General features: G+C 57.2%; 12 protein-coding genes and 2 pseudogenes. 4 read left to right on the top strand and 10 right to left on the bottom strand.

The annotated features are described in order from the left end of the window. A partial coding sequence (locus AC1DSG_RS20650; protein WP_477792541.1) for a helix-turn-helix transcriptional regulator occupies positions 1-606 on the top strand: 606 nt, incomplete at its 5' end. Here AC1DSG_RS20650 and AC1DSG_RS20645 read toward each other — a convergent pair. From AC1DSG_RS20645 to AC1DSG_RS20630, 4 genes are all read right to left on the bottom strand, one after another. Then, on the bottom strand, positions 607-1,839 hold the full coding sequence (locus AC1DSG_RS20645) for a type II toxin-antitoxin system HipA family toxin (protein WP_477792540.1): 1,233 nt from the start codon (positions 1,837-1,839) through the stop codon (positions 607-609). Further along, the gene (locus AC1DSG_RS20640; protein ID WP_477792539.1) at positions 1,832-2,080 is read right to left on the bottom strand and encodes a helix-turn-helix domain-containing protein; all 249 of its coding nucleotides are present in this window, start codon (positions 2,078-2,080) and stop codon (positions 1,832-1,834) included. Before AC1DSG_RS20640 ends, AC1DSG_RS20645 begins: the two co-directional genes overlap by 8 nt. Positions 2,081-2,193: 113 nt before the next feature. Continuing rightward, positions 2,194-2,559: a response regulator gene (locus AC1DSG_RS20635; protein ID WP_477792538.1), complete on the bottom strand. Its 366-nt coding sequence runs from the start codon at positions 2,557-2,559 to the stop codon at positions 2,194-2,196. A gap of 70 nt (positions 2,560-2,629) precedes the next feature. Continuing rightward, entirely contained in the window at positions 2,630-3,316 is a 687-nt protein-coding gene (locus AC1DSG_RS20630) for a Crp/Fnr family transcriptional regulator (RefSeq protein ID WP_477792537.1), read from the bottom strand. 84 nt (positions 3,317-3,400) lie between these two features. Here AC1DSG_RS20630 and AC1DSG_RS20625 point away from each other — a divergent pair, with 84 nt between their 5' ends. Continuing rightward, entirely contained in the window at positions 3,401-3,919 is a 519-nt protein-coding gene (locus AC1DSG_RS20625; protein ID WP_477792536.1) for an Mpo1 family 2-hydroxy fatty acid dioxygenase, read from the top strand. 90 nt (positions 3,920-4,009) lie between these two features. Here the strand turns inward: AC1DSG_RS20625 and AC1DSG_RS20620 are convergent, their stop codons facing one another. The 6 genes and pseudogenes from AC1DSG_RS20620 to dibA form a co-directional block, all read right to left on the bottom strand. After that, on the bottom strand, positions 4,010-4,999 hold the full coding sequence (locus tag AC1DSG_RS20620) for a sulfate/molybdate ABC transporter ATP-binding protein (RefSeq protein WP_477792535.1): 990 nt from the start codon (positions 4,997-4,999) through the stop codon (positions 4,010-4,012). 4 nt (positions 5,000-5,003) lie between these two features. Then, complete coding sequence (gene cysW / locus AC1DSG_RS20615) at positions 5,004-5,876, bottom strand: sulfate ABC transporter permease subunit CysW (RefSeq protein ID WP_477792534.1); 873 nt, start codon at positions 5,874-5,876, stop codon at positions 5,004-5,006. A gap of 13 nt (positions 5,877-5,889) precedes the next feature. Further along, on the bottom strand, positions 5,890-6,708 hold the full coding sequence (cysT, locus tag AC1DSG_RS20610; RefSeq protein WP_477792533.1) for a sulfate ABC transporter permease subunit CysT: 819 nt from the start codon (positions 6,706-6,708) through the stop codon (positions 5,890-5,892). A 69-nt stretch (positions 6,709-6,777) separates the two neighbouring features. Continuing rightward, positions 6,778-7,791 carry a sulfate ABC transporter substrate-binding protein gene (locus AC1DSG_RS20605; RefSeq protein WP_477792532.1) on the bottom strand — a complete coding sequence of 338 codons (1,014 nt, stop codon included), beginning with the start codon at positions 7,789-7,791 and terminating at the stop codon, positions 6,778-6,780. Positions 7,792-7,860: 69 nt separating this feature from the next. Further along, entirely contained in the window at positions 7,861-8,043 is a 183-nt protein-coding gene (gene oscA / locus AC1DSG_RS20600; protein WP_007945260.1) for a sulfur starvation response protein OscA, read from the bottom strand. 293 nt (positions 8,044-8,336) lie between these two features. Then, positions 8,337-10,276 (bottom strand): annotated as a pseudogene (dibA, locus tag AC1DSG_RS20595) (phosphodiesterase DibA). A 147-nt stretch (positions 10,277-10,423) separates the two neighbouring features. Between dibA and desA the strand changes: the two are divergent. Both desA and AC1DSG_RS20585 read left to right on the top strand, forming a co-directional pair. Beyond that, a complete protein-coding gene (gene desA, locus AC1DSG_RS20590; RefSeq protein ID WP_477792531.1) occupies positions 10,424-11,608 on the top strand; it encodes a delta-9 fatty acid desaturase DesA in 1,185 nt (394 codons plus the stop codon). 148 nt (positions 11,609-11,756) lie between these two features. After that, positions 11,757-11,966, top strand: a pseudogene (locus AC1DSG_RS20585) (diguanylate cyclase); the annotation flags it as partial.

Below are 11,966 nucleotides of genomic sequence, written 5' to 3'. Positions count from 1 at the left end.
GCGCCGGCGTTCGAAGCCATCGACGCCTTCACAGCGATCTACGTGCGCACCTGCCGCAATCGCCTCGGTCGCGACTATGCGCCGCTGGCGGTGTACTTGCGTCGACCGGAACCGGCCGATGCGCACCAATGGCACAAAGTGTTCCGCTCACCGGTGTACTTTTCGGCCGAAGAAGACCGCGTGGAGTTTTCTCTGGTGGATTTCGACAGCCACTTGGATGACGCCAATCCGGAACTGGCCGAACACAATGAAACCGTGCTCAAACGCACCCTGGCACAACTGAAACCGTTGACCTGGGAGCGCAAAGTCCGTGACGCCATCGAAGAGCAATTGCCCGAAGGCGAACCCAGCGCCGAACTCATCGCCAAAGCCCTGCACCTGAGCTTGCGCAGCCTGCAACGGCACCTGGCGGACGAAGGTTGTCGGTTCGATACGCTGCTCAATGAAAGCCGCGAAAACCTGGCGCTGCTGCACCTGCGTGATCCGCAATGCTCGTTGAGTGAAGTCAGCTACCTGTTGGGGTTTGCGGATACCAGTAGCTTCAGCCGCGCGTTCAAGCGCTGGACCGGGATGACGCCGGGGCAGTTTCGGGATGGGTTGCGCTGATCAACTTTTCACGAGACTGCGCACGACGCCTGATGCCCACTGTTCCATCATCGCTTCGCCAACGGTCGCAAAGACGCTGCTGTCTTTGATGTAAGCAGCCATCTCGGTCATTGCCACCTCCATCCCGTGGGCGACCTGCTGCAATAGTTCATTACAACGGCCCTCCGTCAGGTTGCAGGCCGAACGGCCAAAGCGCATCAGCATTTTGTACTTGGGCCATGCTTTCGATCCGCCTAAAAGCAACGCCATGCTGTCCGACTTTATGTAAACCGAAGTGGTGACGATGTCGTAGGCCGGAGCGAGGCTGATTTGTGCATCCATGCCGCAATGTTCGTACAGCAGGCCAAAGTTTTTGAGGTGAGCGTCGCCATTCTTCAAGGCTGACGAGAGCGCAACGATCTTGAAAAAAGACTCAAGCGCCTGATTGAGCAATGACGGAGAGACGAATTCTTTAATCTGCTTCGCGGCACCTTCGTATGAGCCATCGTATTTGGCCTTCGACGGCCAGGCATTCAGTACGCAGAAATCCTCAAACCCCAAATAACCTTGCTCATTCAGATCGAAGCGTTCGACTACCAGGAATTTGCCATGTTCGCTGAGCTCGAACTTCGGCACCTCAAGCCCCGAATGTAGCGCTGCTCTCATGCAGAAATACTCGTTGGCTGCGAGTTCAGGGTATTCCTCTGCACGAAAGGATTTGACCAGATGCGTCGCGCCTCGATGAGTCAGGCGGTCGACGGTTGTCGCACTGTCACGGAGCAACACCTTGGGCTGCACACCGGATACGCCTGAATATTGGCCATACGTATGCAACAGATCATCGAACAAGCCTTGAGCACCGTCATGAACCAGAAGGTCCGCGAGGCTGGTTTCAGGCGGACGGTCGTTCGCCTCTTGCGCGCATGCAATTCCCACTCGCCCAAGCTGGTGCGGGCCAACGATCGATAACATCGCGAAATCATCAAAGCCCCTGACTGCTTTGCTGAAACGACGAACCAACTCATCGCGCAGAGCCCCCTCTGGAAGGTTCATCTCGAAAATCGGCGGTACACCTTGCTCCCACGTGTAACTTTCGAGGCGAGCCGGCATGGTCAACGAAACCGAGTTTTCTTCCTGTGCATTTTCGGCGTAGGTAAAAACTGAATCGCTGCGAGACTGACCTCTCCCCAAGGTGCCGACTGCGTTTGCGGAGACACTGATGTGAAGCCGGTCCTTTTCCTGCGGCTCACCCATGAAAGTTGACCTTTTTCAGTGAGTCCAGCGTTGGACGCTTCGACTGACGGGGCACGGCGGTGAGTTCATACCCGAAACCGTTGAGGATTGCCTCAACCTTGCGCAGGCCGATTTCAGAAATGGTGTTGTTTTCGATACCTGAAATTGTGGAACGACTCATGCCGTACCGCTGTGCCAGTGCCTGCTGGGAAAGCTTTTGCTCTTTTCGGAGCGAGCGTATCAGTTCACCTAGGTTTTCCATTTGCCAACCTGCATCGTATACCGTGCAAATTCATAGTTACTGGATATATGCATTGTATTTAGTGCAGACCCGACGAGAAGTCCAGCTCATTTTTTAACCAGACGTCCAAGGTTTCACCGCCCACRATCCCGCCGCAACAACTTGCGCACCCGCGTCACCAGCTCGCTCACCGCAAACGGCTTGAGCAAATAATCATCCTCATGCAGTTCGAGCCCGCGCAGACGATCCTCGATGCCGTCCCTGGTGGTGAGGAACAGCACCGGCGTGTCGCCGAGCTTGCGGATCTGCTGCTGCAATTGCCAGCCGTTGAGCCCTGGCAGCATTACGTCGAGGATGATCAGTTCGTATTCGCCGGACTCGATAAAGCGCCGGCCGTCCATGCCGTTGAGCGCCACATCTACCGAATAGCTCGCCTCATTCAGGCCGTTGGCCAGGAGTTTGGCGGTCTCCGGATCGTCTTCTACTAGCAGTACACGCATGACACACCTCGATTATCGTCGTCACAGGCTAGGCGCCTTCACCAACAAAGCCCACCCATAACGTTACGATTCAAAAAATCGCCAGAGACCGCAACCGCTCGGCATCGACAATTTCGATCTCGCCGTACTTGAGATTCAGAATCCCCTGCCCCTGTAAATCCTTGAGAATCTGATTAGTCGTCTGGCGTGATAGCGACAGCATCGAGGCCAACTGCTCCTGCGGCAGTTGCAGCAGCCGACGCGGCGGTTCGACTTCGCCGTAACCCTCGGCAATCATCAGCAAACGATGCGCCAGGCGTGCCGGGGCAGGCATCAGGCTCAACTGTTCGAGGTTGATGAAGGTCAGGCGCAGTTTGTGGCTCATCAATAACGCCAGTTGCCGCCAATACACCGGTTGTTCGTCGAGCAACTTCAGCAGCGTCGCCTGCGCAATGTGCAACAGAACGCACTGGCCCACGCCGAAGGCATCGTGGGTACGCGGCTGGCCGTCGAACAGGCAGATTTCGCCGAACCAGTGGGGCGGCTCCACCAGGCTCAGCAGCGCTTCCTTGCCCTGCTCACTGACCGCACCGATGCGCACCGAACCTTCGAGCACCGCATACAACCCGCACGGAGGATCCCCGCGCTTGAATAGCAATTGCCCCGACGACAAACGCCGAATCCGCGCCGCAGCCAGCAGACTATCCTGTAAGGGAACAGGAAGATGACTGAACCATTGCCCCGTCATCAGGCGCGAACGCCAGGCCTGCATATCCATGGAAACTCCTAGAGATTGTCGCCTGCCCGACAGAGCCAAAAGTGAACCCGGGGCATGATCGATCACCCTACAGGAGGAATAACAATGAAAAGCCTCGTTGACCATCTCAGTCAATACGCCACCTACCACCGAGATCCGCGCAACATTGCCAGCCACTTTATCGGTATTCCGCTGATTATGGTGGCCGTCGCGGTATTGCTGTCGCGGCCGCAATGGGCTGGCGGCTGGCTGTCACCGGCGGTACTGGTGTCGCTGGCATCGGCGTGGTTTTACCTGCGCCTGGAATTGCGCCTCGGGGTGCTGATGAGCGTATTGCTGGGACTGTCCGTTTGGGCGGGGCAGGCGTTGGCGCAGCAAAGCACGCTGGTGTGGCTGTCGAGCGGTATCGGGATGTTTGTGGTGGGCTGGGTGATTCAGTTTGTCGGCCATTACTATGAGGGGCGTAAACCGGCGTTTGTTGATGATGTGACCGGGCTGATTGTCGGGCCGTTGTTTGTGGTGGTGGAGTTGATGTTTTTGCTGGGGTTGCGTCATGACCTCAAAGAGCAGATCGAGGCGCGGGCTGGGTGTGTACGAATCAATCCGAAACGCGCTGCGGCATAAGACGCCATCGCGAGCAGGCTCGCTCCCACAGGGTTTCTATGTACACCATAGATCCAGTGTGGGAGCGAGCCTGCTCGCGAAGCTTTTGCTTTAGATGTTGGCCAGTTTTTGCCAGACCTTGGGCTTGAAGAACAAGGTTTCACCCTTCGCCAGCCCGATCAGGCTGTCGTGGTCCTTCACCACTTCCGCTTCGATCAATTCGCTCTGGCCTTCAACCTTCAACGTCACCCGAGTCGTTGCACCCAGCGGACGAATGTCACGCACCTGCGCAGCGTGGTGGTCTTCCAGTTCATGCCGCGACAGCGACACCTCGTGCGGGCGGAACAGCACGTGATTGTCCTCACCCAGATGCAGTCGGTTGGAATCCCCGAGGAAGTGATAAACAAAATCGCTGGCCGGGTTTTCGTAAACATCGCCCGGTGAGCCAATCTGCTCGATCACGCCCTTGTTCATCACCACAATCCGGTCGGCGACTTCCATCGCTTCTTCCTGGTCATGGGTCACGAACACGGAAGTCAGGTTGATTTCCTCGTGCAGTCGCGCCAGCCAGCGACGCAATTCTTTACGGACCTTGGCGTCGAGGGCGCCAAAAGGTTCGTCGAGCAACAGGACTTTCGGTTCCACCGCCAAGGCGCGGGCCAAAGCAATGCGCTGACGCTGACCACCGGAGAGTTGTTCCGGGTAGCGATCCGACAGCCAGTCCAGCTGCACCATGTTCAGCAATTCGTGGACTTTCTCCGCGATCCGGCTTTCGCTCGGGCGCTGGTTTTTCGGCTTCATGCGCAAGCCGAAGGCGACGTTATCGAACACGGTCATGTGGCGGAACAACGCGTAGTGCTGGAACACGAAACCAACGTTGCGATCACGCACGTCGTGGCCGGAGACGTCTTCGCCGTGGAACACGATGTTGCCCTGATCCGGGGTTTCCAGACCGGCGATGATCCGTAGCAGCGTGGTTTTACCGCAACCCGAGGGGCCGAGCAGCGCCACGAGTTCGCCGCTCTGAATGTCCAGGCTGATGTTGTCCAGCGCCTTGAACGCGTTGAAATTCTTGCTGACGTTACGCACTTCGATCGACATGAAATCATTCCTCCGCGGCGCTGGCGCGCAGGCGGTTAATACGGTTTTCGCTCCACTGCTTGAGCAGCAGGATGTTGAGCGCCAGGATCAGCAACAGACTCGCCACGGCGAACGCGGCCACGTGGTTGTATTCGTTGTAGAGGATCTCGACGTGCAGCGGCAAGGTGTTGGTCACCCCGCGAATGTGCCCGGAAACCACCGACACCGCACCGAACTCACCCATCGCCCGCGCGGTACACAGCACCACGCCGTAGATCAGGCCCCATTTGATATTGGGAACGGTGACGTGCCAGAACATCTGCCAGCCATTGGCACCAAGCAGGCGCGCGGCCTCTTCTTCTTGCGTGCCTTGTTCCTGCATCAACGGGATCAGTTCGCGCGCCACGAAAGGCACGGTGACGAAAATCGTCGCCAGCACGATGCCCGGCAAGGCGAAGACAATCTGGATATCGTGATCCTGCAACCACGGCCCGAACAGGCCTTGGGCGCCGAACATCAGCACATAGACCAGACCTGCGATCACCGGCGATACCGAGAACGGCAAGTCGATCAACGTGACCAGCATGCTCTTGCCACGGAAAGAGTACTTGCTCACGCACCAAGCGGCGCTGACGCCAAACACGAGATTCAGCGGCACCGAGATCAGCACGGCAATCACCGTAAGTTTCAGCGCGGACAGTGCGTCCGGTTCAAAGATCGCGGTGAAGAACGCACCCAGACCATTCTTCAAACCCTGGGACACCACGATAAACAGCGGCAGCACCAGGAACAGGACAAAAATCAACCAGCCAAGACCGATCAGGATTCTTCGCGAGGTGGCACTGCCACGGCGGGCGGCGTTGGCCGACGAGGCGGCAGCAATAGACGATTGGGACATGGTTCGCGCCTCCTTATGGGGTTTCGATGCGACGTTGCAGCAAATTGATCAGCAGCAACAGGACGAAGGAAACCACCAGCATCAGTACACCAATGGACGTGGCGCCGGTGTAATCGTACTGGTCGAGCTTGACCATGATCAGCAGCGGCAGGATCTCGGTTTTCATCGGCATGTTGCCGGCGATGAAAATCACCGAACCATACTCACCGACCCCACGGGCAAAGGCCAAAGCGAAACCAGTGAGCCAGGCCGGCAACAGCGCGGGCACCAGAATATGGCGGAAAACCTGTAACGGTTTTGCACCGAGACACGCTGCCGCTTCCTCCACTTCACGGGGGAAATCAGCCAATACCGGCTGTACGGTACGTACTACGAATGGAAGTGTCACAAAAGTGAGGGCAAGGGTGATGCCGAGGGGGGTGTACGCAATCTTGAAACCCAGATCTGCTGCAAACTGCCCCACCAAACCGGTAGGGGTGTACAACGCAGTCAGCGCAATACCCGCCACCGCAGTGGGCAATGCGAAGGGCAAGTCGATCATTGCGTCGATGATCTTGCGTCCCGGGAAGGTATATCGCACCAGGACCCAGGCGAGCAGCGTGCCGATGATGCCGTTGATGATCGCGGCATAGAACGCGGTGCCGAAGCTCAGTTTCATCGCCGCCCACACCCGTGGCGCCGAGATAATTGCCCAGAACTGATCCCAGGTAAGTTGAGCGGCATGGACGAACATCGCCGCCAGTGGAATAAGCACAATCAGGCTGAGGTACACCAAGGTGTAACCCAGCGTCAGCCCGAAGCCGGGTATGACGGGGGAAATACGACGCGACATAAAAGTCCTTGGTTGAGAACGCGCAAAGCCCCGACAGTTAAATCGGGGCCCGTTGATGGCTATTTAAAACTACTGAGCCTGGTAAATCTGGTCGAACACGCCACCGTCGTTGAAGAATTTCGGTTGCGCGGTTTTCCAGCCGCCGAAGTTCTTGTCGATGGTCACAAGGTCCAGGGTCGGAAACTGCTTGGCGTACTTCGCGGCGACTTCCTTGTCACGTGGACGATAGAAGTTTTTCGCCGCAATTTCCTGGCCGGCAGGGCTGTACAGGTATTTGAGATACGCATCGGCGATCTGCTCGTTACCCTTTTTCTCGGCGTTCTTGTCGACCACGGCCACCGGTGGCTCGGCAAGGATCGACAGCGAAGGCACGACGATTTCGAATTTGTCGGCACCGCCGTCTTCTTTCAGCGCGAGGAAAGCTTCGTTTTCCCAAGCCAGCAACACGTCACCCTGGCCGTTGTTGACGAAGGTAATGGTTGAACCGCGAGCGCCGGTGTCCAGCACTGGTACGTGCTTGAACAGGGTTTGTACGTATTCCTTGGCCTTGGCTTCGTCACCGCCGCTGGCTTTCAGGCCATAGGCCCAGGCCGCCAGGAAATTCCAGCGTGCGCCACCGGAGGTCTTCGGGTTCGGGGTGATGACCGCCACATCGTTCTTGATCAAATCCCCCCAATCCTTGATGCCTTTAGGGTTGCCCTTGCGTACCAGGAACACGATGGTCGAGGTGTAAGGCGTGCTCGCATCCGGAAGACGCGTCTGCCAGTCGGCCGGCAGGGTCTTGCCGAGCTTGGCGATTTCGTCGATGTCGCCGGCAAGGGCCAGGGTCACGACATCGGCGCGCAGACCGTCGATCACCGCACGGGCCTGTTTGCCCGAACCACCGTGGGATTGCTGGATTTTTACATTGTCGCCGGCGTGATCCTTCTGCCAGAGCTTGATGAACTCCGCGTTGTAATCCTGATACAGCTCACGCGTCGGGTCGTATGACACGTTGAGCAGCTCGTAATCCTTGGCAACCGCGGAACCCGCAAAAAGTGCACTGGCCAGGGCGGCCAAAGCGAAATGACGAATCGACGACATGGTGAAAGCTCCTGGAATTCTGATTGTGTTGGCTTTTTTATGAGGTGCTGGAAGCGGGTTGCCGGTTACTTAGCTCGGCTTGTTGCTCGGGTTTTGCAGACGAAATTTCTCTTTGCGTTCGATCTGCACGACCTGGGCGTTATGCACAGTGATCTCCACAGCCCCAAAGCGCAGATCGCGCAATGCGCTCTGGATCTCACGCAAAATGGTTGCTTCGTCTTGGCCGTCAACACTACGTAGGGATGCGCTCATGGTGCTGCTCCTTCAACTGAGAGGTTGCCTGGCAGTGACAGCACTGCTTGCGGCGTGAGACCAATAGTAGAGAGGAGTAGATATTCTTAAAAAGACTATTTAAGAATGTTTATATAACCAAAGAATATTATTTGATGGGGCGTGGGTTTGCGGCGGATTTGACGTTTTGGAAATTGACCTCATGCCCCTGTGGCGAGGGAGCTTGCTCCCGTCAGAGGGCGAAGCACTCTCTTTTAGGACCGCTGCGCACTCCAGCGAGAGCAAGCTCCCTCGCCACAAAAGCAGATGCGGGATCAGCGAATAACGGGCGCGCACATCCAGTCCAACTGCTCGGCCGGTACCGGCCGCCCAAACCAGTAGCCTTGCCCCAGATCGCAGTCATGTTCCAGCAGGAAACCGGCCTGCTCGACCTGCTCGATCCCCTCGGCTTGCACCTGCATCCCCATGCTCTGCCCCAAAGCAATAATCACCCGCACAATGGCTGCACCATCCTCATCCCATGGCAAGCCTGCGACAAACCCCTGGTCGATCTTGAGTTTTTGCACCGGCAAACGCTTGAGCCGCAGCAGCGACGAATATCCTGTACCAAAATCATCGATGGCCAGCCGCACCCCAAACTCGCGCAAGCGATGCATCTGCTCCAGCGCCACCTCCGGATCATCCATCACCGCGCTTTCAGTAACTTCAAGCTCCAGATACGCCGGATCACGCCCCGTCGCATCAAGCACCCGAGCCACTTGCTGATACAACTCGAGTCGGGCAAACAGTCGCAATGAAACATTCACCGCAACAAACGACAACACCACGCCAACCGCTTGCCACTGGCACATTTGCCGACAAGCTTGCTGCATCACCCAGGCATCGATCTCGGCGATCAACCCGGTACGCTCGGCGATAGGGATGAATTCTGCTGGCGACACCAGCCCGCGCTGCGGATGCGCCCAACGCACCAACGCACCAACGCCCATCAGGCGACTGGTTTTCAAGTCATGCACGGGTTGGTAATGGACACGCAACTCCTGCTGCTGCAGAGCGCGACGCAATTCGAAAGCAATTTCGACTCGCTGCCGGGCATGAGCAGTCAATTCTTCGGTGTAGAGCGAATAGCCATCCCGGCCTGCACTCTTGGCCTTGAACAATGCCGAATCGGCGTTGCGCAACATTTGCTCAGCACTCAAGGAATCGCCGGGAAACTGACTGATGCCGACACTGGTGCTGATAAAAAGCCGATGCTCAATTGATGCAGATTGGCTCCCGGAGACCGTCGATGATCCGCTGGGCCAGCGCCGCAGCTTGTGCCACTTGCGGACAACTTTCGGCAAGCACCGCAAACTCGTCACCGCCCAGACGAGCCAGCGTGATGCCCGGTCCAAACATGGTTTTCAAGTGCTCGGCCACGGCCTTGAGCAGTTGATCACCGACGGTGTGCCCGAGGCTATCGTTGATCATCTTGAAGTGATCCAGGTCGATCATCAGCAACGTGCAACCCCGTTTATGGATTTGCGCCGACGCCAGCGCCTGTCCGACGCGGTCGGTAAACAGCAATCGATTGGTCAAACCGGTCAGCGGATCGTGGTGAGCCAGGTGCCTGAGCTCGTGCTCGTGCTCGTGCTCGTGCTCGGAGTTTTTGATCGCACTGATATCTGAAAACACCGCCACGTATTGGCTGTGCCGGCCCTGTTCGTCATAAATGATGCGGATGGTTTGCCATTGCGGGTAGATTTCGCCGCTTTTGCGGCGATTCCAGATTTCCCCGCTCCATTCACCGGTGCTGATGAGCGTCGCAAACATCGCCTGGTAGAACGCCGGTGGGGTGATGGCCGGATTTGAACAGACGAGGTTGCTGGCCCAGCACTTCATCTGGGTGATAACCGGTGATCGCCATGAAGGCCCGGCTCACATGGACAATCAACCCGTTGCTATCAGTGACCAACACACCCTCATGGGTGCAATCGAACACCGCGGCCGCCTGACGCAAACGTTCGCGGTCGGCCTGGCGCTCATGCAGTTTGGCGCCGCCCCCCAGGCACTGGAACAGACGGGCCCGGGCAATGAAGATCAAACCGGCGCTGAGCACCACCCAGACATAACCGTTGATCAGTTGCCATCGCAATAGCTCGGCAGAACCATCGAATAAATTGTTCAATAAATAGCCGCTGAACGCCATCCAAGCAACTGAAAGCAACAGGTAAAGCAGCGCTGCAAGCAAGGCATTGCGATAGGTGGCAGACATTCGGTCGTCCATGTCCCTACAAAATGGCTGGGATTATAGGTTAATGACACATTCAGCCACTCTTATCCGAAAGGGTGACTGGTTTTATCCGTGGGCTTAGTGATAATGCAACGGCTGTTTTTTTCTTTATCGAGGGCCCTACAGCCTATGTGGTACGAAGGTTTACTCGGCTTGTCGCCTTGGTCACTGGTGGCAGTCACCCTGCTGATGACCCATGTCACGATCATTGGCGTCACGGTCTATTTGCATCGTTACTCAGCCCATCGCTCGCTGGAGCTCAATGCCGGCCTGAAACATTTCTTCCGATTCTGGCTGTGGCTGACCACGGCACAGAACACCCGCGAGTGGACCGCTATCCACCGCAAGCATCACGCCAAGTGCGAAACCGTCGATGACCCGCACAGCCCGGTCATCAAGGGGCTTTCCACCGTTCTGCGCAAAGGCGCCGAGCTGTACCGCGCGGAAGCGGAGAACCCGGAAACCCTGCGCATCTACGGCAAGAACTGCCCCGAAGACTGGATCGAACGCAACCTCTACAGCCGATTCCCGCTGTTGGGTATCGCGATCATGGCCGTCATCGACTTGCTGCTGTTCGGCACCATCGGTATCACCATCTGGGCCATCCAGATGATGTGGATCCCGGTGTGGGCCGCCGGCGTGGTCAATGGCCTTGGCCATGCCGTAGGCTACCGCAACTTCGAATGTCGCGATGCCGCGACCAATCTGGTGCCCTGGGGCATCCTGATCGGCGGCGAAGAACTGCATAACAACCATCACACCTACCCTAACTCGGCCAAATTGTCGGTGAAGAAGTGGGAGTTCGACCTCGGTTGGGCCTGGATCCAGGTCTTCAGTTTTTTCCGTCTGGCCAAGGTCCAGCGGGTTGCACCGATTGCCCACCGGGTTGAAGGCAAAGGCAACCTGGACATGGACACCGCCATGGCGATCCTCAACAACCGCTTTCAGATCATGGCGCAGTACCGCAAATTGGTGATCGCGCCGCTGGTCAAGCAAGAGCTGGAAAAGGTCGATCACTCGGTCCGCCATCAATTCCACCGCGCCAAGCGCCTGCTCTCGCGGGAAACCAGCCTGCTGGACGAAAAACACCACGTTCGCATCCAGGCCATGCTCGAGCACAGTCAGGCGTTGAAGGTAATTTACGAGAAGCGCTTGGCCTTGCAGCAGATCTGGGTCAAGACCAGCTCAAATGGTCACGACATGCTCGCCGCCATCAAGGACTGGGTACACGAAGCTGAAGCCAGCGGGATTCAATCCCTGCGCGACTTCGCCGGCCAGTTGAAAACCTACTCTCTGCGCCCCTCCGCTGCCTGATGCCGTTGATCGGTGCGCCCCGCTAGCGGGCGCACCCTTCGGAACTTAGCTCCAAATCCTCTATCTCAAAGACACTTCGCCACCCCGGCGAGCTTCGTTTTAGCTGCTTTCGAACCTCGAGCGGCACACGCCCTTTGAGATTGTCCCGATGGTCTCCAAAAACCTGCAAGACTCATCCCTTCCTCAGTTACCCGACACTGCTCAAACCTTGATGGCACTGATGCATGCTCAACGCGAAGTGGCGCGCCTGAGTGAGCGTGAACAGCTGTTCAGCTCGTTGCTGGTGAGCGTCAACGCGGTGCTTTGGGCGTTCAATTGGGAAACCCGTCAGGTGCTCTACGTCAGCCCGGCCTATGAG

The organism is Pseudomonas sp. P5_A12, from assembly GCF_056400685.1.
This window is presented reverse-complemented; position numbering and strand designations above follow the sequence as displayed.